The sequence below is a fragment of the Pleomorphomonas sp. JP5 genome, from assembly GCF_023721815.1.
Lineage (GTDB): Bacteria > Pseudomonadota > Alphaproteobacteria > Rhizobiales > Pleomorphomonadaceae > Pleomorphomonas.
On the sequence record NZ_JAMDLI010000021.1, the window covers coordinates 92,266 to 116,169 of the forward strand.

General features: G+C 64.7%; 26 protein-coding genes and 1 tRNA gene. 12 read left to right on the forward strand and 15 right to left on the reverse strand.

The genetic code is table 11. From position 1 onward, the window contains the following. Positions 1-11 precede the first annotated feature (11 nt). On the forward strand, positions 12-947 hold the full coding sequence (argF, locus tag M4J40_RS18340) for an ornithine carbamoyltransferase (RefSeq protein ID WP_251755860.1): 936 nt from the start codon (positions 12-14) through the stop codon (positions 945-947). Beyond that, positions 947-1,942 carry an Hsp33 family molecular chaperone gene (locus M4J40_RS18345; protein WP_251755861.1) on the forward strand — a complete coding sequence of 332 codons (996 nt, stop codon included), beginning with the start codon at positions 947-949 and terminating at the stop codon, positions 1,940-1,942. Before argF ends, M4J40_RS18345 begins: the two co-directional genes overlap by 1 nt. 20 nt (positions 1,943-1,962) lie before the next feature. Here M4J40_RS18345 and M4J40_RS18350 read toward each other — a convergent pair whose 3' ends face one another. The 7 genes from M4J40_RS18350 to aroA all read right to left on the reverse strand — a co-directional run bounded on the left by M4J40_RS18350 (position 1,963) and on the right by aroA (position 8,511). After that, positions 1,963-2,445, reverse strand: coding sequence for an NUDIX hydrolase (locus M4J40_RS18350; RefSeq protein WP_251755862.1), 483 nt, complete (start codon positions 2,443-2,445; stop codon positions 1,963-1,965). 40 nt (positions 2,446-2,485) lie between these two features. Further along, complete coding sequence (locus M4J40_RS18355; RefSeq protein ID WP_251755863.1) at positions 2,486-2,824, reverse strand: lipopolysaccharide assembly protein LapA domain-containing protein; 339 nt, start codon at positions 2,822-2,824, stop codon at positions 2,486-2,488. Between the two features lie 28 nt (positions 2,825-2,852). Next, positions 2,853-3,143 carry an integration host factor subunit beta gene (gene ihfB / locus M4J40_RS18360; protein ID WP_100081969.1) on the reverse strand — a complete coding sequence of 97 codons (291 nt, stop codon included), beginning with the start codon at positions 3,141-3,143 and terminating at the stop codon, positions 2,853-2,855. Positions 3,144-3,182: 39 nt separating this feature from the next. Beyond that, positions 3,183-4,139 (reverse strand): signal peptide peptidase SppA, encoded by a 957-nt coding sequence (gene sppA, locus M4J40_RS18365; protein ID WP_251755864.1) that lies wholly within the window; start codon positions 4,137-4,139, stop codon positions 3,183-3,185. A gap of 409 nt (positions 4,140-4,548) precedes the next feature. After that, a complete protein-coding gene (gene rpsA / locus M4J40_RS18370) occupies positions 4,549-6,243 on the reverse strand; it encodes a 30S ribosomal protein S1 (protein WP_251755865.1) in 1,695 nt (564 codons plus the stop codon). Positions 6,244-6,470: 227 nt separating this feature from the next. Then, complete coding sequence (cmk, locus tag M4J40_RS18375) at positions 6,471-7,166, reverse strand: (d)CMP kinase (protein ID WP_251755866.1); 696 nt, start codon at positions 7,164-7,166, stop codon at positions 6,471-6,473. Then, a complete protein-coding gene (gene aroA / locus M4J40_RS18380; protein WP_251755867.1) occupies positions 7,159-8,511 on the reverse strand; it encodes a 3-phosphoshikimate 1-carboxyvinyltransferase in 1,353 nt (450 codons plus the stop codon). The genes cmk and aroA overlap by 8 nt, the downstream gene beginning before the upstream one ends. A 338-nt stretch (positions 8,512-8,849) precedes the next feature. On the opposite strand from aroA, the gene M4J40_RS18385 reads away from it, so the two are divergent. After that, positions 8,850-9,230, forward strand: coding sequence for a TIGR02300 family protein (locus M4J40_RS18385; protein ID WP_251755868.1), 381 nt, complete (start codon positions 8,850-8,852; stop codon positions 9,228-9,230). A 277-nt stretch (positions 9,231-9,507) separates the two neighbouring features. Next, positions 9,508-9,583 (forward strand) — tRNA-Ala (locus M4J40_RS18390). 140 nt (positions 9,584-9,723) lie between these two features. Here the strand turns inward: M4J40_RS18390 and trpA are convergent. The 4 genes from trpA to M4J40_RS18410 all read right to left on the reverse strand — a co-directional run bounded on the left by trpA (position 9,724) and on the right by M4J40_RS18410 (position 13,757). Beyond that, complete coding sequence (gene trpA, locus M4J40_RS18395; protein ID WP_251755869.1) at positions 9,724-10,560, reverse strand: tryptophan synthase subunit alpha; 837 nt, start codon at positions 10,558-10,560, stop codon at positions 9,724-9,726. Continuing rightward, complete coding sequence (trpB, locus tag M4J40_RS18400; protein ID WP_251755870.1) at positions 10,557-11,780, reverse strand: tryptophan synthase subunit beta; 1,224 nt, start codon at positions 11,778-11,780, stop codon at positions 10,557-10,559. The genes trpA and trpB overlap by 4 nt, the downstream gene beginning before the upstream one ends. Before the next feature lie 2 nt (positions 11,781-11,782). Further along, positions 11,783-12,436 carry a phosphoribosylanthranilate isomerase gene (locus M4J40_RS18405; protein ID WP_311134165.1) on the reverse strand — a complete coding sequence of 218 codons (654 nt, stop codon included), beginning with the start codon at positions 12,434-12,436 and terminating at the stop codon, positions 11,783-11,785. 67 nt (positions 12,437-12,503) lie between these two features. After that, positions 12,504-13,757 carry a penicillin-binding protein activator gene (locus M4J40_RS18410; RefSeq protein ID WP_251755871.1) on the reverse strand — a complete coding sequence of 418 codons (1,254 nt, stop codon included), beginning with the start codon at positions 13,755-13,757 and terminating at the stop codon, positions 12,504-12,506. A 182-nt stretch (positions 13,758-13,939) separates the two neighbouring features. Between M4J40_RS18410 and M4J40_RS18415 the strand changes: the two genes are divergently transcribed. The 5 genes from M4J40_RS18415 to gshB all read left to right on the forward strand — a co-directional run bounded on the left by M4J40_RS18415 (position 13,940) and on the right by gshB (position 17,211). Next, on the forward strand, positions 13,940-14,245 hold the full coding sequence (locus M4J40_RS18415) for a Dabb family protein (protein WP_251755872.1): 306 nt from the start codon (positions 13,940-13,942) through the stop codon (positions 14,243-14,245). Further along, the gene (gene rsmI, locus M4J40_RS18420) at positions 14,242-15,189 is read left to right on the forward strand and encodes a 16S rRNA (cytidine(1402)-2'-O)-methyltransferase (protein WP_251755873.1); all 948 of its coding nucleotides are present in this window, start codon (positions 14,242-14,244) and stop codon (positions 15,187-15,189) included. Before M4J40_RS18415 ends, rsmI begins: the two co-directional genes overlap by 4 nt. Positions 15,190-15,207: 18 nt before the next feature. Next, positions 15,208-15,837 carry a LysE family translocator gene (locus M4J40_RS18425; protein ID WP_251755874.1) on the forward strand — a complete coding sequence of 210 codons (630 nt, stop codon included), beginning with the start codon at positions 15,208-15,210 and terminating at the stop codon, positions 15,835-15,837. Positions 15,838-15,839: 2 nt separating this feature from the next. After that, on the forward strand, positions 15,840-16,196 hold the full coding sequence (locus M4J40_RS18430; RefSeq protein ID WP_251755875.1) for a YraN family protein: 357 nt from the start codon (positions 15,840-15,842) through the stop codon (positions 16,194-16,196). A 76-nt stretch (positions 16,197-16,272) separates the two neighbouring features. Further along, positions 16,273-17,211 (forward strand): glutathione synthase, encoded by a 939-nt coding sequence (gshB, locus tag M4J40_RS18435; RefSeq protein WP_251755876.1) that lies wholly within the window; start codon positions 16,273-16,275, stop codon positions 17,209-17,211. Between the two features lie 10 nt (positions 17,212-17,221). Here gshB and M4J40_RS18440 read toward each other — a convergent pair whose 3' ends face one another. Continuing rightward, entirely contained in the window at positions 17,222-17,686 is a 465-nt protein-coding gene (locus M4J40_RS18440) for an SH3 domain-containing protein (protein WP_251755877.1), read from the reverse strand. A gap of 262 nt (positions 17,687-17,948) precedes the next feature. Between M4J40_RS18440 and M4J40_RS18445 the strand changes: the two genes are divergently transcribed. Then, positions 17,949-18,935, forward strand: coding sequence for a D-glycerate dehydrogenase (locus M4J40_RS18445; RefSeq protein ID WP_251755878.1), 987 nt, complete (start codon positions 17,949-17,951; stop codon positions 18,933-18,935). Positions 18,936-19,034: 99 nt separating this feature from the next. Here M4J40_RS18445 and M4J40_RS18450 read toward each other — a convergent pair whose 3' ends face one another. Next, positions 19,035-20,039 (reverse strand): adenosine kinase, encoded by a 1,005-nt coding sequence (locus tag M4J40_RS18450; RefSeq protein WP_251755879.1) that lies wholly within the window; start codon positions 20,037-20,039, stop codon positions 19,035-19,037. 116 nt (positions 20,040-20,155) lie between these two features. Between M4J40_RS18450 and M4J40_RS18455 the strand changes: the two genes are divergently transcribed. Next, positions 20,156-20,824 (forward strand): sulfate transporter family protein, encoded by a 669-nt coding sequence (locus M4J40_RS18455; RefSeq protein WP_251755880.1) that lies wholly within the window; start codon positions 20,156-20,158, stop codon positions 20,822-20,824. A gap of 6 nt (positions 20,825-20,830) precedes the next feature. Here M4J40_RS18455 and M4J40_RS18460 read toward each other — a convergent pair whose 3' ends face one another. Together M4J40_RS18460 and accD are read right to left on the reverse strand one after the other, a co-directional pair. After that, positions 20,831-22,153 (reverse strand): folylpolyglutamate synthase/dihydrofolate synthase family protein, encoded by a 1,323-nt coding sequence (locus tag M4J40_RS18460; protein ID WP_251755881.1) that lies wholly within the window; start codon positions 22,151-22,153, stop codon positions 20,831-20,833. 90 nt (positions 22,154-22,243) lie between these two features. After that, a complete protein-coding gene (gene accD / locus M4J40_RS18465; RefSeq protein ID WP_251755882.1) occupies positions 22,244-23,119 on the reverse strand; it encodes an acetyl-CoA carboxylase, carboxyltransferase subunit beta in 876 nt (291 codons plus the stop codon). A gap of 298 nt (positions 23,120-23,417) precedes the next feature. Between accD and M4J40_RS18470 the strand changes: the two genes are divergently transcribed. Beyond that, positions 23,418-23,888 carry an L-2-amino-thiazoline-4-carboxylic acid hydrolase gene (locus M4J40_RS18470; RefSeq protein WP_251755883.1) on the forward strand — a complete coding sequence of 157 codons (471 nt, stop codon included), beginning with the start codon at positions 23,418-23,420 and terminating at the stop codon, positions 23,886-23,888. Positions 23,889-23,904: the final 16 nt, after the last annotated feature.

Consider the following 23,904-nt stretch of genomic DNA (forward strand, 5'->3'; position numbering starts at 1 on the left):
AGACAACAGACATGACCGACCATACTCCGAAGCATTTCCTCGACCTCACCGACCTCTCCGGCGACGAGCTTCGCTCCATCCTTGCCCGCGCCCGCGATCTCAAGTCGAAGGTGAACGGCTGCCGCCCGGGCGTCGGCCCGCTATCCGGCAAGGTGCTGGCGATGATTTTCGAGCGTCCGTCGACGCGCACCCGCGTTTCGTTCGACGTGGGCATGCGCCAGCTTGGCGGCGAGACCGTCATGCTGACCGGCGCCGAGATGCAGATCGGCCGCGGCGAGACCATCGCCGACACCGCTCGCGTCATGTCGCGCTATGTCGACGCCATGATGATCCGCATTCTCGATGTCAACGCCCTGCATGAGCTGGCCGAGTATGCCACCGTGCCGGTGATCAACGGCCTGACGAAAGTCAGCCATCCGACGCAGGTCATGGCTGACATCATGACCTACGAAGAGCATCGCGGCTCGGTGGCGGGCAAGACCTTCGCCTGGACCGGTGACGGCAACAACGTCCTGAACTCCCTGGTGCATGCGGCGGCCCGCTTCGGCTACACGATGCGCATCGCGACCCCCAAGGAACTCGCCCCGGCGCAGGCGCCGATCGACTGGGCGCGCGCCAACGGCGGCAGGATCGAAGTGACCAACGACCCCTTCGAGGCCGTCGATGGCGCCGATGCCATCTTCACCGACACCTGGGTATCGATGGGCGACGAGGAAGGCGAACGCCGCCGCCATAACCTCCTCACGCCCTATCAGGTGAACGACCGCCTGATGGCCGCTGCCGACAAGGACGCCGTGTTCATGCACTGCCTGCCGGCTCACCGCGGAGACGAAGTGACCTCGTCGATCATGGATGGGCCGCGGTCGATCGTCTTTGACGAGGCCGAGAACCGGCTGCACGCCCACAAGGGCATCCTGGCCTGGTGCTTTGGAGCCATGGAGGACTGATGAGCTCTGTCGATCGCCCCCTCATGGCCGCGACCGGCGATGACGCCGTGTTGCCGTTCGCCGTCGATGCCCTCGACGTGCGAGGCCGCGTCGTGCGGCTCGGGCCGGCGATCGACGCTCTGCTCGGCCGTCATGACTATCCGCCGGCCGTCTCGCGCCTTCTCGCCGAAGCAGTCGCTCTGACCGCCCTGATCGGCACGTCGATGAAGTTCCAGGGGCGCTTCATCCTGCAAACGCAATCCGACGGGCCGGTCGGCATGCTGGTCGTCGACTTCGAGGCCCCCGATGCTCTGCGCGCCTGCGCCCGTTTCGATGCCGGCGCAGTCGCGGCGGCCGTTGCGGCCGGGCGTGACCGCCCGGAGGACCTGCTCGGCTGCGGTCACCTGGCAATGACGGTCGACCAGGGCACCCACATGAGCCGTTACCAGGGCATCGTCGAGCTTGACGGCCGGTCACTGGAAGAGGCGGCTCATGGCTACTTCCTGCAGTCCGAACAGATCCCGACCCGTGTCCGCCTGGCCGTGGCCGAGGTACTGACGCGCGATCCGGGGCGCGAACCGCGCCGTACTTGGCGGGCAGGCGGACTGTTCCTGCAGTTCCTTCCGGAGTCCTCCGAACGCTCAGGACATCGCGACCTGCACCCTGGCGATGCCCCCGAGGGGGCTCTATCAGCCATCGAAGAGGACGATGCCTGGGTGGAGGCACAGAGCCTTTCGGGCACGGTGGAAGATATCGAACTGACAGATCCCTCGGTCAGTGCCGAGACGCTGCTTTATCGACTGTTTCATGAGCGTGGCGCCCGCGTGTTCGAGCCGCAGCCGCTCGTCGAGCGTTGTCGCTGCTCACGCGACAGCGTCAGGTCGATGATCGCCTCGTTCTCGCCAGCCGAACGCGTGGACATGGTGGAAAACGGTCGGATCGGCGTGACCTGCGAGTTTTGCTCGACACACTACGAGTTCGATCCGCAGGAGTTCGAAACGGGCAAAGAAGACTGAAGCCAGGAGGCTGTCGCCTTTCAGCGCGCCCGACTTCCGTAGATCGGCAGGCCGAAAGGCTCGCGTCGATAGGCGCGGAAAAGCTCCAGACTCTCGAAATGATCGAAGGCGAACTCGGACGCCGAGGGTAGAGCGGCAAGCGGAAACCAGCGCTGCTCGTCACTCTCGTCGTCGGCCGCCCCGACCTTCTCCGCCGCATTGCAAAAATGCACGAAGCTGATGTTCTGGCGATCCTCGCCCGGCCGGTCCGGGCGGTCGACGATCCGCAATAGCGTCAGGTCGCGGACCTGATATCCGGTTTCCTCGAGAATCTCGCGTATAGCGCCTTCAGGCAGCGTCTCGTCGCGTTCGACAAAGCCACCGACCAAGGCCCATTTGCCGCCTTCGAGCAACCGCTGACTGCGCTTGACCAGCAAGACCTCGTCGCCGCGCAAGACAATATTGTCGGTCACCACATGGCGCAGCGCCGCCTCGCGGCCACCCTCAAACTTGCATGTGATCACGAGACAGTCCGTCCCCTTCAGCCGAAGGCCGCTAACTCGCTCACGCGGCCTCGGGGCCGCCGATGCTCAACGTATCGGAGCTGTCGGCCGCCCGATGGCGCTCCACCTCGGCCTTGAGGCGATCGGCTTCCCTGCGGCTCTGCCGCGCAGCACGCCGCACATGCCCCTGGCCGAACCAGGAGCCGACGCCACCGACCAGCACCCCAAGCGCCAGCACGGCGAAGAACACCACGTAGAGCGGCACCGTGAGCGAGAAGAAGGGTGCCGACGGGTTGAACGGGTCGAGCACCAAAGTCACCGGCTGATTGTTGACGACGGCCAGCGCCACCACCACGATGGCCAGTGGGCCGAGAACGACGATCCGAAGAAAGGTCTTCACGGGGCGTCACTCCTGCGCCGACCGGAGGTCAGCTTACCTTGCCGTCGTTGAGGCGCTCGCGCATTTCCTTGCCGGTCTTGAAGAAGGGCACGAACTTCTCGGACACCGGCACCTTCTCGCCGGTGCGCGGGTTGCGTCCCGTGCGGGCCGGACGGCTCTTTACGGAAAACGCGCCGAAACCACGGAGCTCGACGCGGTCGCCACTTTTCATGGCGTCAACGACAGTGCCGAGGATGGTATTGACGATGTTCTCGATGTCGCGCTGGTAAAGGTGCGGGTTCTGCGCCGCGATACGCGCAACCAGTTCAGACTTGATCATGGGCGAAAAGCTCCCTGCCGGCTGAGCGAATGGAAAAAATCATTGAAGGCTCGAGCTTTGAGGGTGCCAAACGGACACGAGTCCGTCAAGCCGACCTTCGCTGCTCCATGCCGAAAGATCGATGCCGACCATGCGTCCTACCGCCGCCATGGCACGGTCTGCAAGCCCCAGTCCGGCATAAGGCCGCTCGGGCGACCAGTCGACGAGCTTGAGGCCCTTGTCGACCCCCTTGGCGCTCTCGAGCCACGCGACGGCCGCGTCCTCGCCGCCGATCTCGTCGACAAGGCGGAGATCGAGCGCCTGCCGCCCGGAGTAGATCGACCCATCAGCCAATTTCAGCACATCGGGTCTCGGAATGCCGCGCCGTTCGGCGACAATGTCGACGAACCAAGCGTAGGTGTCATCGACGAGGCGCTGGATCATCTCGGCGGCGCCCGGCTGCTCGGGATAGGTAAAGGGAGACGGTTCGGCCTTGAGAGGCGCCGACTTGATCGTCTTCACGTCGACACCGATCTTCTGCATCAGCGCACCGACATTGCCGTACTGGAACAGCACGCCGATGGAGCCGGTGATGGACGTGCGCTCGGCGAAAATGCGGTCGGCGGCAATCGCCGTCATGTAGCCCGCCGAGGTGGCAAGCGTACCCATGGTGGCGACCACGGGCTTCTTCTCGGCAATGCGGCGCAGACCGTCGTAAAGCTCTTCGCCGCCGACCGTGGTGCCCCCGGGACTGTCGATGGAGACGATCACCGCCTTGACCGCATCCGAGGACGCGATGTCCTTCAGCATCTTGCGCTGGCCGGCGTCGGCCAGGATCATGCCGGAAACGGTGACGCGAGCGATATGGGCCCCGCCCTTGTCAGACAGACCGCCGCTCGCAAAAAGTCCGAGAGTCACCGCGAGGCCGATGGCCAGCACGAGGGTGATGCCACGCCAGACGTACAGGCGCCGCCGCAGCCGTCGCCGCTCCACGATCGCATCTGCATCAAGGGTCATCAGGCGCCTCTCCGCTTGCCGGTTCCGATTGTCCTGAGGTAGCAGCCCGCCGATCAACGGGCAAGGCAAACCGACAAGGGGCGCCGTTGCCCAAGACGACTCCACCAGAAGTGGAGATCAAGTCTATCCAGACATCGAAACGACCCAGAAAAGAAAAAGGGCGTCGTGTTCAGCGACGCCCTCATTTCTGACCTTGCGATGCCAAGCATCGTTTGAGGTCGGCAAGCCTCGAAGGTTGAGGCCCGTCTTGACGTCCGGACTCTTATCGAGTGGACAGTTACTAATATTGCCCCGATGCTTGCATTCGTCAAGGATACCTTGGGAGCAATGGTAATAATTCGTAGCAAGAAAAAAGGCCCGCATCGAGCGGGCCTTCCTTCATGTCGGAAAAACAACGGCTTGCGCCGGCTTATTCGCCGTCCTGGCGGGCCTTGAGAGCGGCACCGAGGATGTCGCCGAGCGAGGCGCCCGAGTCGGAAGAGCCGAACTGAGCGACGGCTTCCTTCTCTTCGTAGATCTCCAGAGCCTTGATCGACAGGCCGACCTTGCGGGTCTTCTTGTCGAACTGGGTGACGCGGGCATCGAACTTCTCGCCAACGGCGAAGCGCTCGGCGCGCTGATCGTTGCGGTCGCGAGCAAGGTCGCCACGGCGGATGAAGGCGGTGATGTCGGTGTCGACAATCCGCACTTCCAGACCGGCTTCCTTGACCTCGATCACCTCACAGGTAACCACGGAGTTGCGACGGATCTCGCCAGCCGACTCCATCGGGTCGCCGCCGAGCTGCTTCATGCCGAGGCTGATGCGCTCCTTCTCGACGTCGACGTCGAGGACGACAGCCTTGACGACGTCACCCTTGCCGAACTCTTCGATGACCTGCTCGCCCGGACGGCTCCAGTCGAGGTCGGAGAGATGGACCATGCCGTCCACATCGCCGTCGAGACCAATGAACAGACCGAACTCGGTCTTGTTCTTGACTTCGCCTTCGACCACCGAACCGACGGGATACTTCTCGAGGAAGGCTTCCCAGGGGTTCTGCAGGGTCTGCTTGAGGCCGAGGGAGATGCGGCGCTTGACCGAATCCACCTCGAGGACCATGACCTCCACTTCCTGGCTGGTCGAAACGATCTTGCCAGGATGGACGTTCTTCTTGGTCCAGCTCATCTCGGAGACGTGGATCAGGCCTTCGATGCCCGGCTCCAGCTCGACGAACGCACCGTAATCGGTGATGTTGGTGACGCGACCGGAGAACTTGGCGCCGACCGGGTACTTGGCCTCGATGGCATCCCACGGATCGTTCTCGAGCTGCTTCATGCCGAGGCTGATACGGTGCGTCTCCTGATTGACGCGAACGATCTGCACCTTGACCTGCTGGCCGATCGACAGCACCTCGGACGGGTGGTTGATGCGGCGCCAGGCAATATCGGTGACATGCAGCAGACCATCGATGCCGCCGAGATCGACGAACGCACCGTAATCGGTGATGTTCTTGACGACGCCGTCGACGATCTGGCCTTCCTCGAGGCTCGAAACCAGCTCGGAGCGCTGCTCGGCGCGGGTCTCTTCGAGAACGACGCGGCGCGACACGACGATATTGCCGCGGCGCTTATCCATCTTCAGGATCTGGAAGGGCTGCGGCGTGTGCATCAGCGGGGCGACGTCGCGCACCGGGCGGATGTCGACCTGCGAACGCGGCAGGAAGGCCATGGCGCCATCGAGATCGACGGTGAAGCCACCCTTGACCTGGTTGGAGATCTGGCCAACCACCTTCTCGTTCTTCTCGAAGGCCACTTCGAGACGGACCCAGCTCTCTTCGCGGCGGGCCTTGTCGCGCGACAGAACCGCTTCACCGAGCGCGTTCTCGACGCGCTCAAGGTAGACTTCCACCGTGTCGCCGACCTTCATCTCGCCGTCGCGAGCCTTGGCGCCGAACTCCTTGAGCGGCACGCGCCCTTCGACCTTCAGGCCGACGTCGATGACGGCAAGGTCCTTCTCGATGGCGACGATGGTGCCCTTGACGACGGTGCCCTCGGCCACGTCCGAAGCGGTGAGGCTCTCGGCGAGCAGCGCGGCGAAGTCTTCGCGGGTGGGATTGAGTTGAGACATTGAAACTCCTGGGGTGCCGGGATCGCCCGGCGGCGTCGGCGGGTAAGAGTGGCCCCGTCCCTCCGATCCGGTGAAACACCTGACCCGGCCTTAAGCAGGGTGCCGACGCGATTTCGACCGAATGGACGAGGATAAACGGCTTCACGGGCGGGGCCAGGGGCTCCGCCCGAAAGTCGGGCTTCTATAGCGGAGGTTTTCGACCGCTTCAAGGCATAAAAAGGCGGAATTTAGCGCCTTTCGCCGCCTCCGGCGGAGACACGCCGCCCCTCGCGCCAGTTTTCGACGATCGACAGCGCGGTCGCGAGCACTTCGGCCGGCCCAAGCGCCGAGGTATCGATGACGATGGCATCGTCGGCCGGGCGCAACGGCGCCTCGGCGCGGCCGCTATCGCGGGCGTCGCGAGCCTTGACCTCGGCCAAGATCGCTTCGTACTCGACCGCCCTGCCCTTGGCGAGAAGCTCATCTGTGCGGCGTCGCGCCCTGACCTCGGCACTCGCGGTGACATAGAGCTTCACGTCGGCGTCAGGGCAGATCACCGTGCCGATGTCGCGACCGTCGAGCACGGCGCCACGTGAACCATGGGCGAAATCGCGCTGAAAGGCCAAGAGGGCGGCGCGAACACCGGGGTGTATGGCCACGCGCGACGCTAGCTCGCCGGCCTCACGCCCCCGCAGATCGGTCCGGCGCAGGTCGTCCGGCGCAAGCTTTTCGGCGACGCTCGTGGCCGCCGTGGGATCGTCGAGATCCTGACCGGCGTCCCGCATCAGCTTGCCGATGGCCCGATAGAGAAGGCCGGTATCGAGATAGGGCAGGTCGAGCTTGCCGGCCAGGCTCTGGGCCAGCGTCCCCTTGCCGGCGGCCGCCGGACCGTCGATGGCGATGAGCGGCGGCTTCCGCGACGGCTCGAGAGACGCCTCAGACATCGGCAACCTCCGCAGCCTCGAAGGAAGCCCCGAGACCGGCCATCAACGCCTCAAAGGTCGGGAAAGAGGTGGCGATCATCGACGCGTCGTCGACGCTGACGGGATTGCCCGCCACCATGCCCAGAATGAGGAAACTCATGGCGATGCGGTGATCGAGATGGGTGACCACCCGGCCACCGCCGGCGACCCGGCCACCGCGAACGGAAAGCCAGTCAGGCCCCTCAGAGCAGGTGACGCCATTGACCCGGAGGCCGGCTGCGACGGCGGCGAGGCGGTCGGATTCCTTGACGCGCATCTCGCCGATGCCAGGCATGCGCGTCTCGCCGCTGGCCTGGGCCGCTGCCACGGCCAGGATGGGATACTCGTCGATCATCGAAGGAGCCCGCTCGGCGGGCACCGTGACGCCCTTCAGCTCGGCATGGCGAACCCTGAGGTCCGCGAGACGCTCGCCACCGGTGCTCCGCTCGCTCGTCACTTCGATATCCGCGCCCATTTCGAGGAGCGTATCGATGAGCCCGATGCGGGCCGGGTTCATCAGGACGCCTTCGACGGTAACGTCGGACCCTTCGACCAGGGTGGCCGCCACGATCGGGAAGGCGGCTGAAGACGGGTCGGTCGGCACGTCGATCGCCTGCGCCTTCAGCTCGGGTCGACCGACGAGAGCGATCCGCCGGCCGCCTTCGGGCTCGTCGACAATCTCGATGTCGGCGCCAAACCCCTTCAGCATGCGCTCGGTGTGGTCACGCGTGAACACCGGTTCGATGACCGTGGTGACGCCGGGCGTGCCGAGACCGGCCAGCAGCACGGCCGACTTCACCTGCGCCGAAGGCACCGGCAAACGGTAGGTGATCGGCAGGGGCAGGCGAGGCCCACGCATTGTGAGGGGCAGGCGACCTCCGGATCGGGCGATGACCTCCACGCCCATCTCGGACAAGGGCTCCAGCACCCGGCCCATCGGGCGTTTGATGAGGGACGCATCGCCCGTGAAGGTCACCGCGATCGGCTGGGCAGCGGCAAGCCCCATGGTCAAGCGCACGCCAGTGCCGGCATTGCCGAAATCGATGATGCCGGACGGCTCTAGCAGACCGCCGACGCCAAGACCTCGCACCCGCCAGACACCATCGTCTCCGCGGATCACCGTGGCGCCAAAGGCGCGCATGGCCGCCGCGGTATTCATGACGTCCTCGGCCTCGAGGAGACCGGTAATCACCGTCTCGCCGACAGCGAGAGCGCCGAGCATCAACGCGCGGTGGGAGATCGATTTGTCGCCTGGAACACGGACGCGACCCCTGAGAGGGCCGGATTTCCGAGCGATCAGCGGGCGGGCGGTCGCGTGGGAAGCCATGGAGCGGGACACCTGATACCAATTTGCGAAATGCTCTCGCATTCGCTCATCGAGACTGACGGACCTCTCATTGCCTGAGGACCGAGCAATCCGCAAACGGAATGTCGGGAGGTCATTTTCCCAACGACTCCCGGCATGGCATCTTTGCCGCAACAGATTGTTGCGGATGCCGGGTTGGCTCTAGCATAGCCAAATGGCCGCGTCACTCGCCCGCCGAGGCCGCCATCTGAAAAGGCCTTGCCAAACTCGCCGACCATCGCCACCAATTCACCTTTGACAGAGGCACTGGTTTGCCTATATGTGCCTGCCCGATTTCCCTGACAAACGCGAGGCCGACCGTGGCAAAACCTGAACTTGGGCTGAAGCGTCTTTGCCCCAGCTGTGGCGCGAAATATTACGACCTCAACCACTCCCCCATTCTCTGCCCGAAATGCGGCACCCAGTTCGATGCCGGGCTGGCGGCGCGGGCACGGCCGGCGACAGCCGTCGACGACGAAGAGGACTCCGAGGAGGAGATCACCGAGGTGGGCGCGCTCACGCCGGAATTCGTCAGCCTCGAGGATGCCGAGGATGCCGACGGCGATGATGTACCCGATATCGAAGATCCCGATATCGAAGATGAGACACCGGAAGATGACGTCTTCCTTGAGGAAGAGGATGAGGACGGCGGCGACATGTCCGACCTGATCGGAGATGTCGGAGACGAGGAAGAGCACTGAGCTCCCTCCCTTTCCGGAAAATAGACAGGCCGGCTGGCGCTCCCAGCCGGCCTTTCTTTTGCCAAGCATTGAGGCGCGGAATGACAACCCATTAAAAAAGCTCGGAAATCCGCCTTTTCTCCAAAAAGATGACGGAAAAATCGCTCGAGCCCGAAAAACCTCTTGATCGGCGAGGGAATGCTGAGTATATCCCGCCTCGTCGAGCCGGAACCCACACCGGCGGCGCCTGAAAGCGAAAGCCGGACGGCTTCTTCCGAGACCGGAAGCGACACCTGATGGGGCTATAGCTCAGCTGGGAGAGCGCCTGCATGGCATGCAGGAGGTCAGCGGTTCGATCCCGCTTAGCTCCACCAGTCATTTCCAATTGTTGGTTTGATCGTAGTGTTCGCCTAGGTTGGCGGCTGCGTCGATTGTTCGCCTGCCTCGCAGGCAGGTCGGTAAAACGGCCATCCTCTTATGAGAATGGCCGTACCGTGTGTCACAATGCTTTCGGTCAGCTACGCCCGCGCCGGACGCCGGCTGAGAGATCGGCGACCAGATCGGCAACCGCCTTCACCGTTGCGGCGGTCGCCTTGCCGTCCACCAGCGAATCGCGCACCGCGTTCACCAGAGCCGAGCCGACCACCACGCCATCGGCATGCGCGGCGATGGCCGCGGCCTGCTCGCCGGTCTTGACACCGAACCCGACCATGACCGGAAGCGGCGTATGAGCCTTGATGCGGGCCACCGCAGCGGCAACGTCGCCGGCCGCAGCCGACTTGACGCCCGTCACGCCGAGCACCGAGACGTAGTAGACGAAGCCCGAGGAGTTCTTCAGCAGCACGGGCAGACGCTTTTCGTCCGAAGTCGGCGTTGCCAGACGGATGAAGCTGATGCCGGCCCGGATCGCCGGCAGGCACAGTTCCTCGTCTTCTTCCGGCGGCAGGTCGACGACGATCAGGCCGTCGACGCCGGCCGCCTTGGCGTCGGCCACGAAGCGCTCCACGCCGTAGATGTAGATGGGGTTGTAGTAGCCCATCAGCACGATAGGCGTCTCGTTATCGCCCGCACGGAAGGCACGCACCTGCTCCAGCGTCTTCACCATGGTCTGGCCAGCGGCGAGCGCCCGGATGTCGGCGGCCTGGATCGGCGGTCCCTCGGCCATCGGATCGGAGAAGGGCATACCGAACTCGATGATGTCGGCCCCGGCCCCGGGGAGCGCCTTCAGGATGGACAACGAGGTCTCAGTATCAGGATCGCCGGCCGTAACGAAGGTGACCAGAGCGGCACGCCCCTCGTCCCGGAGCTTTGCGAGGCGAGCGTCGATGCGGGTGACGGGAAGAGAACTCACAGATCGACTCCCAGGATCTTGCCGACGGTAAAGACATCCTTGTCGCCGCGACCGGACAGGTTGACGACGATGATCTCGTCCTTGCCCATTTGAGGTGCGCGCTTGATCGCCTCGGCGACGGCGTGGGCGCTTTCGAGCGCCGGGATGATGCCCTCGACCTTGGTGAGCGTCTGGAAGGCGTCGAGCGCCTCCTGGTCGGTGGCAGGCACGTAGCTGACGCGACCGGTGTCGCTCAGCCAGGAGTGCTCGGGGCCGATGCCGGGATAGTCGAGGCCGGCCGAAATCGAATGCCCCTCAAGAATCTGGCCATCGTCGTCCTGCAGCAGATAGGTTCTGTTGCCGTGCAGCACGCCTGGCTTGCCACCGTTCAACGACGCTGCGTGTCCATTGTAGACCTGCATGCCGTGACCGCCCGCCTCGACGCCGACAATGCGAACATCTGGATCGTCGAGGAAGGGGTGGAAGATACCGATGGCGTTGGAGCCGCCGCCAACGGCGGCGATGACCAGGTCGGGCAGCCGTCCCTCGACCGCCATGATCTGTTCGCGCGTCTCGTTGCCGATCACCGACTGGAAGTCGCGCACCATGGCCGGGTATGGGTGGGGACCGGCAGCCGTGCCGATCATATAGTAGGTCGTCTCGACGTTGGTCACCCAGTCGCGCATCGCCTCGTTCATGGCATCCTTCAGCGTGCCATTGCCGGAGGTGACCGGATGAACCTCCGCTCCCAGAAGCTCCATGCGAAAGACGTTGGGCTTCTGCCGTTCGACGTCGGTCGCGCCCATGTAGACTTCGCAAGGATAGCCGAAACGGGCGCAGACGGTTGCCGAAGCGACGCCATGCTGGCCGGCGCCGGTCTCGGCGATGATCCGCGTCTTGCCCATGCGGCGGGCGAGCAGGATCTGGCCGAGGCAGTTGTTGATCTTGTGGCTTCCGGTATGGTTGAGCTCTTCGCGCTTCAGATAGATCTTGGCGCCACCGAGGTGGGCGGAAAGCCGTTCGGCGAAATAGAGCGGGCTCGGCCGGCCGGTATAGGTGGCGTGCAACGCCTTGAGTTCGCCCTGGAAGGCCGGATCCGCCTTGGCGGTCTCGTAGGCCTGATCAAGCTCCAGGATCAGCGGCATCAACGTCTCGGCGACGTATCGACCGCCGAAGATGCCGAAATGACCCCGCTCGTCCGGGCCGGTCCGGTAGGAATTCAGCGTCGTCGCCTCGCTCATCGTTACCCCTCTTCATTCGCTGCGCGTGCCGCCGCCACGAAGGCGCGGATGCGAGCCTCGCTCTTCTGGCCCGGTGCGCTCTCGACGCCCGACGAAACGTCAACGCCGGAGGGGCGCACCCTTCGCACCGCTTCATCGACGTTGGTAGGATCAAGCCCACCGGAAAGCAAGAAGGGCGTCGGCGCCCCCGCCAGCAGCGACCAGTCGAACGTGACGCCCAACCCGCCAGGCCGGGTGGCGCCCTTCGGCGGCTTGGCATCATAGAGCAAGAGATCCGCGGTTCCGGCATAGGGACGGGCGGATGCCACGTCCTCGGCGGAACCAATTCCAAGGGCCTTGATCACCGTCAACCCGAGGCGCCGCCGCACTTCGGCAACCCGTTCAGGCGTTTCCCGACCGTGCAACTGAATGGCGTCCGGGGCAATCGTCGTAACGAGGTGATCAAGAAGACCATCTTCGGCATCGACCGTCAGCACGACCGTCTTGGCCCGGGTGCCCACCTGACGAGCCAGCGCGGCGGCGGACTCGGCGGGGAGATGGCGCGGACTTTTCGGAAAATGCACGAAGCCCACGAGATCGGCACCGGCGGACAGCGCCCATTCCAGGCTTTCCGGTGTGGAGAGACCGCAAATCTTGACAAGAAACGGGGACATCATGACCACAGCCCGACGGTCGCGACGACCCGAGGCCGCCGCAAGCCGCACAAAGAGAATGCCGCCTTCGTCAGGCGCCGGTAAAGGCGCGCGGCGCGGCGGAGACCAGCGACGGGGTCGAGCCCGTCACCTCATAGACGGCGAGACCGCGATCGTTGGTGCCGAAGGCATTGAAGCGGAACAGGCCGTTGACCGAGGACAGGAACCCCTCGGGGTTGGTGATGACCGACAGTTGGAAGCGCTGGGCGCCCGCCGTCTTCGTCAGGCCGGCAGCCAAGACAACTGCATCGTAGGCGAGCGAGGCGGTGAGTGGCGGCTCGCTACCGTAGGTAGCCCGGTAACGACTGGCGAAGGCCGAGAAGCCGGAGATTTCTGGCGACGGGAACCAGCCGCCGGTAAGCGCCGGGTCGTTGTAGACGGCCGGATCGTTCCAGACGCCGGTGCCGAGCAACTTGATCCGGGAGAGATCGACGCCAGCGCTCCGCAGCGAGCGGGCGATGGCCGGAGCCACGCCTGCCCCCTCGGGCACAAGGAGGCAATCGATCTGAGCGGCAACGGCCGCGACGGCCGCCACCGCCTTTGCCTCACCGCCGGCGGAGAAACGCTCGACCGTGATGACGCGCATGCCATAGCGGCCGGCCTCCTGGCGCAGCGCCGCCTCGGCAAGGTTGCCGAAAGCGCTCTGCGACATGATGGCGGCGATGGACTTGCGACCCGATTTGGCCGCCTCCGCGACGACACGGCGCACCTGACCGTCGACCAGGAAACCAAGGATATAGACGCCGGCCGCCGCCACGGAAGGATCGGAGGAGAAGGCGATCACCGGCACGGAGGCCGCACGCGCCACGGGGCCGACACCGCCCACCTCGGCGGCAAAGATCGGCCCAATGATCAGCTCGGCACCTTCGGAAATTGCCAGGCGCGCCGCTTCGGCCGCGCCTTCCGCGGTGCCGCGCGTGTCCTTCACCAGAACGGTGAGATCATTGCCGGCAAAGTCGTTGAGGCCCAGCGAGGCCGCATTCTGCATCGCCATAGCCAGCGCGGCGCCATTGCCGGGCGCCGTTTTCGGCAGCAGGAGAGCAACGCGCACCGTGCCGGTGCCCAGCACCTCGCCCGAAATGGCCGGGCCGGTCGGCGCCGGCAGGAAACCATCGCCGCTCGGCCTGCTCATCGGAGAACAGGCAGCGAGCGCAGCGCCACCCAACAGGACGAGCGCGAGACGCCGGCTCAGACCCGCTGCCTCCGAACGCTGGTCACTCATCTCCGGGGACTCGGCCGTGCCAGCCACGCCGCTCGCAACCATGCCATCGTCACGGGTCATCATCTTACCTTCCGCCGCAAAAGCATTCAGGCCATTTCAATGACAAACGGCCGTAGATGCAACTCCTTACATGCCATTTACCGGTGGAGAGGCGTGGAATCGGCCCGGACGGCTCGATTTTCCCGCCGAAGTGTGGTTTTGGGAGCTAGAAAGCACGGCGTTCAGACGCCCGCCAAGGGAATTTCATGATCAGGCACATCGTCTACTTCTCAGCCCGTTCCGCCGACGATCGCCAGCGAGTCCTCGAGGGGCTTCGCCTGCTCGAGGCCAATCCGCACGCCCTTCTTCTCGAGGTGGAAGAGAATCTGAAGCTCGACAGCCTTGGCAACGAAGTCGACTTCGTCGTCTACGGCGAGTTCGCCAACGCCGCCGCCCTTGAAGCCTTCAAGACGCATCCCAGCTACGAGGCTTCGATCGCCGCGGTACGGCCGCTTCGCGAACTCCGCATGGCAGCCGATGTCCTTGCCAGAAGAGGGCGGCAGTCGTCATGAGCGAGGCAGGCGGCAAGACCACCACGACGGGTTACGCCATTGACGGCACGGCCTTTGCCGGCAAGCCGGTCGAGCCGGGCCTTTATCCGGTCGCGACGCCGATCGGCAACCTCTCGGACATTTCGCTCCGAGCGCTTGACGTGCTGGCTGGCGCCGACCTCATCGTTTGCGAGGACAGCCGTGTCACCGCCGTCCTCCTCGACCGCTATGGCATCAGGAAACCGCTTGCCATCTACCATGAGCACAACGCCGTTCGCGAACGGCCACGTCTTCTCGCCATGCTCCGGGGTGGCATGCGCCTCGCACTGGTCTCCGACGCTGGCACACCGCTGATATCCGACCCAGGTTACAAGCTGGTCGAAGAGGCCCTCGCCGAAGGTATCCGCGTCATTCCCATTCCCGGCGCCTCGGCCATCCTCTCGGCTCTGGTCGCCGCCGGTCTCCCTCCCGACACCTTCCTTTTCCTCGGATTTCTGCCGCACAAGGCCGGCGCCCGGCGTAATCGGCTGAGCGAATTCCGTACCGTACCGGCAACGCTCGTGGTCTACGAGTCGCCGCACCGGGCGGCCGAGACGCTTGCCGACATGGCCGAAGTGTTGGGGCGGGACCGGCCGGCGGCGTTATGCCGCGAACTGACCAAACGCTTCGAGGAGGTGCGCCGCGGCCCGCTGTCCGAACTGGCGGAAGGCGCCGAGGCCGATCCCCCGCGCGGCGAGATCGTCCTGGTGGTCGGCGCGCCGCTCGGCGAGACGGCCGCCGAAGCCGACCTGGAGGCTTTGCTGGCCGCCGCTCTTGAAACCCAGGGCGCGGGTCAGGCTGCCGCCGAGGTGGCCAAGGCCACCGGGCGGCCGCGCAAGGAACTCTATGCCCTGGCCCTCAAGCTCAAGGCGGTCATCGATGCCGGCGGCGGCGACGATGACGCCAGCTCGCCGACAGGGAACTGAGCCAACAGGAGAAACACGATGCCGCCGGTCGACCTTCTGATCGCCTTTTTCGTGTCGGCGGCACTGTTCGCATTCATCCCCGGCCCGGCGATGTTCTATGCCGCGGCCCGAACGCTTGCCGGCGGTCGACGGGCAGGCCTGATGGCCGCTCTTGGCGTACACGTCGGTGGCTACGCCCATGTGTTTGCCGCGACGATGGGTCTGTCGGTGTTGTTTCATGCCGTTCCCGTCGCCTACACGATCGTGAAGCTGGGCGGCGCGGCCTATCTGATCGCCATGGGGTGGCGTCTTGCCACCGCCAGACATGAGGGTGCGGCCACGAACGGCGAGGTCCTGCGGGAATCGCGACGCGCCTTCGCCCAAAGCGTCCTTGTCGAACTGCTCAACCCCAAGACGGCGATTTTCTTCCTGGCCTTCCTTCCCCAGTTCGTCAGTGCGCAAGCCGCTGCGCCGTTGTGGCTCCAGTTTTTTGTCCTCGGCGTGATCACCAATCTCATCTTCTCCCTCGCCGATCTGGTCGCCGTCGTCGCCGCCAGCGGTATCCTGTCCAACCTTCGCTCCTCGCCGGCGTGGGGGAAATGGCTGAAGCGGGCCGCCGGATCGCTGCTCATCGGCCTCGGTACCCGCCTCGCTCTGGAGAGAAGCTAGAAATGGTCGCCGACCGCCGGGCAGGTCATGCGCGCGGCCTCGTGGCCGAAGGCATCGCCGGCTGGCTTCTGCGCCTCAAGGGCTATCGCGTGCTGGCGACCCGCTATCGCACACCGCTCGGCGAAATCGACATCGTGGCCCGGCGCGGCAAGGTATTGGCCTTCGTCGAAGTCAAGGCGCGGCCTTCCATCGAAGCGGGCCTCGAAGCCATCGCCGCCGAGGGCTATCGTCGCATCGAGGCGGCGGCCGATCTTTACCTGTCCCGGCACCCGCAATTCGTCGATTTCACACTTCGCTTCGACCTCGTGGTGGTCAGCCCGCGCCGCTGGCCGTACCATGTCGAGAACGCGTTTTCGTGAAGCGCTTTCCCGTTGCGCGCCACCCGGAAGCCGACCATAAACGACGGCACCCCATTTCCGAAGACGAGTTGCCGCCATGAGCCTTTCCGTCGCCGTCCAGATGGACCATATCGCCTCGATCCGCCTCGCCGGCGACTCCTCCTTCGCGCTGATGCTGGAAGCACAGAAACGAGGCCACAGCCTTTTCCATTACACCCCCGACAAGCTGACGCTCCGATCGGGTCGGGTCACGGCCGCGATCGAACCGGTGGTGGTGCGCGACGAGCCCGGCAATCACTTCACGCTCGGCTCGCCCGAGAAGACCGACCTTTCGACGCTCGACGTGGTGCTGCTCCGGCAGGACCCGCCGTTCGACATGGCCTATCTCTCCACCACCTACATGCTTGAACGCATTCATCCGGCAACGCTGGTGGTCAACGATCCGGCCGAAGTGCGCGACGCGCCGGAAAAACTCCTGGTGATGAACTACCCCGAGCTGATGCCGGAGACGATCATCACGCGCGATCCGGACGAGATCCGAGCCTTCCGTGCCGAGTTCGGCGATATCGTGCTGAAGCCGCTCTACGGTGCCGGCGGTCAGGGCGTCTATCACGTGAAGCCCGAGGACGACAATTTTGGTGCGTTCCTCGAGCTGTTCATGACGCAGTCGCGCGACCCCTTCATCGCCCAGCGGTATCTGCCCGCCATCCGGGCCGGAGACAAACGGATCATCCTCGTCGACGGCAAGTTCGCCGGCCTTGTCAACCGCGTGCCGGCGGAAGGCGACCTCCGCTCGAACATGGTGCGCGGCGGCGCGGCGGCCACAACCGAGGTGAGCAAGCGGGATCTCGAGATCTGCGAGGCGATCGGTCCGGAACTCAGGGATCGCGGCCTGATTTTCGTCGGCATCGACGTCATCGGCGACAAGCTGACCGAGATCAACGTGACGTCGCCGACCGGCATCCGCGCCATCAAGCGCCTCGGCGGCCCCGATGTGGCGGCGCTGGTGTGGGACGCCATCGAATCACATTTCTGAACGCGAGAGATCAGAACTTCTCGTCGGGATAGACGCCCCAGAGCGAAGCCTGGGCAATCCAGCCGGAGAAACCCTTTCCGTCGAGCCGGCACCATGTGCCGTCGCACTTTTCGACCGGCGCCTGCACTTTCGGCTCGACGCGCGCGGTGACACGCGTCGTGTCGTCCGGGCCGGCATGCAGATCGAACATCGTATTGTCGGTGGCCCAGGGCGCGACAATCGCCGTTCGCGTGCCGGAAAGAAGCGAGTGGAACACCCAGCCCTCGCCACCTTCGAAATCACGAATGCGGCGCCAGTTCTCGAACTCCTGGGTGACTTCCACGGGCATGCCGGCGCGAACGTAGCGCCAGATCACCGCCTGATCGCGCGATGGCCCCTGGCGAACGTTGACGGAATCCGACTTGAGGCTGACGAATCGCGGCACAGGAAGTCCCGAACTGCCGACGGTTTGCGCCAGCGTGGGACTCGCGAGCATCAGTCCCGCGGCCAGAGCCGCCGCCGCCCGTCGCCTCGCCGCCCCCATCGTGATCTACCTTCCATGCCAGAAAATTCGCCACTAGAAACGACGGCGCTCCTCGCAATGGTTGCCGGTCGAAGTTAACGTCGCGTCAACGCCGCCGTCGCATGGAATGACGCGGATCGGACCTCAGCCGGATTGACGCCCGGCGACGGCTGACCGACACTTGCCGCGACGGGTTGCCGCGCGCCGGCAACCTCAAGAAGGACGGAACGATAATATGGCCGGTAAGAAGCCTTTGGTGGTGGTAACGCGCAAGCTGCCTGACGTTGTCGAGGCGCGGATGCGCGAGTTGTTCGACGTCCGCCTCAACTCAGACGATCGCCCCATGACGCAAGCCGAGCTGGTCGAGGCCAGCCGCATTGCCGACGTGATGGTGCCGACGGTTACCGACCGCATCGACGGCGGCGTGATCGCCCAAGCCGGTCCGAGCCTGAAGCTGATCGCCAACTTCGGCAACGGCGTCGACAACATCGATGTCATCAAGGCGACGGAACGCGGGATCGCCGTCACCAACACACCCGGCGTTCTCACCGAGGACACCGCCGACATGACGATGGCGCTGATTCTCGCCGTACCCCGCCACATGGCCGAAGGCATGCGAGCGCTGCAGGCCGGAGAGTGGCAGGGATGGGCGCCGACGGGCATGCTCGGCAGCCGTCTTCGCGGCAAGAAGCTCGGCATCGTCGGCATGGGCCGCATCGGCCAGGCGGTTGCCCGCCGCGCCCTCGCATTCGGCCTGTCGATCTTCTACCACAACCGCCATCGCCTGCCCTCGGACGTCGAAGACAAGCTCTCCGCCACTTGGTGCGAAAGCCTCGACCAGATGCTGAACAGGATGGACATCGTCACCGTCCATTGCCCGCATACGCCGGCCACCTACCATCTCCTGTCGGCGCGCCGGCTGAAGCTGATGCGCCCGGAGGCCTATCTCATCAACACCGCGCGCGGCGAGATCATCGACGAGGCGGCCCTCACTCGCATGCTGGTTGCCGGCGAGCTCGCCGGTGCAGGTCTGGACGTCTACGAGCAGGAGCCGTCGATCAATCCGAAACTGGTCAAATGCGGTCGAGCGCTGCTCCTGCCGCATATGGGATCGGCCACCATCGAGAGCCGCGTAGAGATGGGCGAAAAGGTAATCGTCAACATCCGCGCGTTCATGGACGAGCACCACCTGCCCGATCGCGTGCTGCCGTCGATGCTTTAACCTCCGGCCGGCCCTTCGGCTTCCGTTCCGCCAGACGCATTCGAGGCACTTCGTGTCTCGAATGCTACCTTAGGTTGATTTTGACGTTGGAGAGTTCGCTCAGGCCGGAAGCTTCAGGCCACTGTCGCGGGCGAGTTGGGAGAGGTTGATCGCCGGGCGCGGACCGATGTGGCCGACGCACTCGCCGCCAGCGAGGCAACCGAGGTTGGTCGCTTCGGCAAGCGAGAGACCGCGCGAGCGGGCATAAAGAAAGCCGGCGGCGAACTGATCGCCGGCACCGGTCATGTCGACAAGCTCGTCCACCTGGGAGGCGGGCGCCGAGACCAGTTCATCTCCTTCGAAGGAGAGAGCGCCATCGCCACCCAACGTCACCGCCGCGGCCTTGCAATCGCGCCTGAGGCAGCTCACGGCCGTATCGAGATCGTGCGTTTCGTAAAGCGCCTTGGCCTCTTCCTTGTTGGCGAAAACGAGGTCGACCGTGCCAGAGCGCATCAGGTCCAGGAACTCGGCGCGGAAACGATCGACGCAGAAGCTGTCGGACAGCGTGATCGAAGCAAGGCGACCATGCGCGTGGGCAATGGCCGCCGCCTTGCGGAAGGCCTCCTTGGCCGCCGGCGGGTCCCAGAGGAAGCCTTCGAGATAGGTGTATCGAGCGGCGGCCACCGTCTTCTCGTCGATGTCGTCCACCGTGAGGTGATGGCAGGCACCGAGATAGGTGTTCATGGTCCGCTCACTGTCAGGCGTGATCAGGATCATGCAGCGCGCGGTCGGAGCACCATCGAAGAGCGGCCGCGTCTCGAAGTGGACGCCTTGGGATCGAATGTCGTGCGTGAACACTTCGCCGAAGGCGTCCGTTGCGACCTTGCCAATATAGGCGGCGTGACCGCCGAACGACGCAACGCCGGCCGCCGTGTTGGCAGCTGAGCCGCCGGACGCCTCAACGGCTGGTCCCATCATCTCGTAGATGCGTCCGGCTTCCTCGGCATCGATCAATCGCATCATGCCCTTGGTCACACCGAGTCTCACCAACGTATCCTCTTCGGTGGGCGAGAGAATGTCGACGATGGCATTGCCGATGGTCAGCACATCGAAATCGAGGCTCATGGGAAAAATGTCTCCTTTGCCCGGCATTGATACGGACGGCTCTTCCATTTGGCCTAGACCATTCCCAAGTGACCGGCAAGCCGCGCCAACACGGCATCGAAGGGAGAATTCCAAGAATGTTGAACGCCGTGCTGACAGCGCTCCGCGACATCCCGACACCGCCGTTCCGGGCGGTGCTGTGGAAGTCGATCGGCCTGACACTCGCTCTGCTCGCCGTCGTCTGGATCGGCACTTTCTCGGTGGCGGACTATCTCGTCGCCAAACTGCCAACCGAATGGCAGACGGCCGCCGATTGGCTGGCCGGTCTCCTCCTGTTCGTCGGCCTCGGCTTTCTGGTGGCGCCGGTGGCGGCGCTGTTCGCAGGCCTCTATGCCGACGAGGTCGCCGAAGTCGTGGAGCGGACACGCTATCCCCTGGACCGGCCCGGCGTGTCTCAACCGTTGATGACGGGGCTGGTTTCCGCTTTGCGCTTCACCGGCTTCGTGGTGCTGGTCAACATCGCCATGCTGCCGCTTCTGTTCCTGCCCGGCATCAACGTGCCCATCTTCCTCGTCGTGAACGCCTATCTCCTGGGGCGGGAGTACTTTGAACAGGTCGCGATGCGATTTCGCCCGCCGGCGGACGCACAGGCGCTCCGAAGCGCCCATTCCGGAAAGGTCATGCTGGGTGGGCTGACAATAGCCGCCATGCTCGCCATTCCCATCGTCAACATCCTGACGCCGCTCTACGCCACCGCGCTGATGGTCCACGTCATGAAGCTCACGGAGCGACAAGACCGGCTCTGAAGCCTCTCAAACCGGTGGCGTTCCATTATCGGACAACACCTCGCCAGCAAGATAGAGCGAACCGCAGATCAGAATGCGCGGCGCGGGACCCGACCAGGTGTCGCGAAGATGGGAAAGTGCGGCGTTGACACCGGACGTCGCCATGGCCGTGACACCGGCGCCGCGCGCCTCAGTGGCGAGCGCTTGCGGCTCGCGCGCCGCGTCCGAACCCCGAATGGGCACCGTGTAGACGCGCCGGGCAAGCCCGGCGAATGCCTCGAAGAACCCGACGGGATCCTTGGTGGCAAGCATGCCGGCGATGAGGACCAGCGGCCGCGCGACACGCTCCTCGAGATCGGCCATGGCCGACGCGATCACCTCGCCGGCTCCGGGATTGTGCCCGCCATCAAGCCAGATCTCCGCCCCTTGCGGTGCAGCCTCGACGATTGCGCCTGCCGTCAGGCGCTGCAGACGCGCCGGCCATTCGACACGCTCCATGCCGCGCTCGAAGGCCTCGTGTCCCACACGGAAACCGGCCGCGCGCACCGCGGCGATAGCCGTCCCCGCGTTGACAATCTGGTGGCTGCCGGGAAGGCGAGGCCTCGGCAGGTCCAACAGGCCGTCGACATCCTGGAACACCAGGCGGCCCTGTTCCTCATAGGCCGTCCAGTCCTGGCCGCCGATCATCAGCATCCCCGCTCCGACTTCCGCCGCCACACGCTCGACGACGGCCACGATACCGTCAGGGTTCGGCGAGAGAACCGCCGGCGCGCCGGCCTTGAGGATGCCGGCCTTCTCGAAGGCGATCTTTTCAACCGTGTTGCCGAGATAAGCCTGATGATCGAGTGAGATCGACGTGATGACCGACACCGCCGGACAATCGACCACGTTGGTGGAATCGAAGCGACCGCCAAGACCGACTTCAAGAAGCAGCGCATCGGCCGGGCGCTCGGCAAACAGCAAGAAGCCGGCGGCCGTCAGGAGCTCGAACACCGTGATCGCCTCGTCGCCGTTAGCCTTTTCGGTCCGGGTCAGCGCATCGGCGAAAAGCTCGTCCTCAACGAAACTCGACGTACCCGGTCCGTCGGCAAGACGGAAACGCTCGTTGTATCGAACCAAATGCGGCGAGGTATCGGCATGCACCCGGAGACCTTCGGCCTCCAGAATCGCCCGAAGGAAGGCAATCGTCGACCCCTTGCCGTTGGTACCCGCGATGTGAAAGACCGGCGGCAGACGACGCTCCGGATTACCAAGCGCGCCAAGCAGGCGGCGAATACGGCCAAGCGAGAGGTCGAAGCCTTTCGGCCAACGGGCACTGAATCGGTCGATGATGTCGAGCGGCGTTTCCATGGCAGCGGTCCGGATACAGGCGAGTCGCCCGAAAGGAACACGCCGCCCTGACGGCGGCGCGACGAACTGGAAAATCGAGGCTGCGGCCCGTCAGGCAGGAACGAGCGCGGAACCCTTGGCGTGGGTGAGCAGGCGAACCAGACGCCCGATGGTGGCGCGCAACTCGTGCCGATGCACCACGAGATCGACCATGCCATGCTCGTGGAGATACTCGGAACGCTGGAAGCCCTCAGGCAGCTTCTCTCGAATGGTCTGCTCGATGACGCGAGGACCGGCAAAGCCGATCAGCGCGCCCGGCTCGGCGAGATGAACGTCGCCCAACATGGCATAGGACGCAGTAACGCCGCCGAGCGTCGGATTGGTCAGTACGACGAGGTACGGAAGGCCTGCCTCACGCAACATCTCGACGGCCACGGTGGTACGCGGCATCTGCATCAGCGACAGAATGCCTTCCTGCATGCGGGCACCACCTGAGGCGGTGAACATGACGAAGGCCGCCGAGCGGGCCACGGCCTCTTCCACACCGCGAATGATCGCCTCGCCGGCGGCGGTGCCTAGCGAACCGCCCATGAAGTCGAAGTCCTGAACCGCGGCAACCACCGCATTGCCCTCGACTCGGCCGGCGCCGACCAGAACGGCATCGTCGTTGCCGGTCTTGGCGCGCGAGTCGCGCAAGCGGTCGACATAGCGCTTCTCATCACGGAACTTGAGCGGATCCTGCGTCACGGCCGGCGTCGAGATGGCCTCGTAGTCGCCGTCGTCGAACAGCTGCACGAAGCGCTCCTTCGGCGGCATGCGCATGTGGTAGCCGGAGTTGGGGATCACCCACTGGTTGGCTTCGAGGTCGCGGTGAAAAACCATCTCGCCCGTCTCCGGGCACTTCACCCAGAGATTCTCCGGCACATCGCGCTTGGCGGACCAGAGGGAACGGATTTTCGGGCGGACGACGTTGTTGATCCAGTTCACGGAGAGTTTCGACCTTTGCTCGCGGAACGCCGGCCGGCCATGCCGTTCCCGGCGCGGAACCGGCCGCAGCCAAGCCTCGGGGCGCCGCCGTTCCTTCGTCGAGGCTCTCATAGCACAGCCTTCCCCGGGACCAAAGCCGTTTCACCTAGAGCCTTCGCCGACCAAGTTGAAGCATTTGGCCGCCAAGCGAAGACACAAGGTTTGTCTGCTGGAGCACCCGCCAGACCACCCGGGATCGAGTCGGCACTTTCCAGCGGCCTCCGACCGGGCTAGCCTCGGATCGCTCCAGGAGACCTTCATGCCGCTACCCATCATCGAGCGCCGCCGTATCGAAGCGGAGATCGTCGGCCACCTTTATCGCGAGCTCGTGGCGCGCATTGGCGAAGGGCCTGCGCGGGACGTGATTGACGTGGCCATTCGGAAAACCGCGATCGCCCATGGAGAGAAATGCCGTGCCGACCTCGGCCGAATGCCCGACTTCAGGGATTTCGAGACTATCCTGCCAGACTGGACAGCCGAAGATGCCCTGACGATCGAAGTGCGCGAGGTCGGGCCGGATGTCCTTTCCTATGACGTCACTCGCTGCAGATATGCCGAGACCTACCAGGAGATGGGGCTCTCGGAGATTGGCGCGTTGCTGTCATGCAACCGCGACGCCGCCTTTTGCGAAGGCTACAATCCGGCCATGCGACTTGAACGCACGCAAACCATCATGACAGGCGGCCACCGTTGCGACTTTCGCTATCGCCTCGACCGGAACGAGGACTGATCGACCGCAAGGGCTC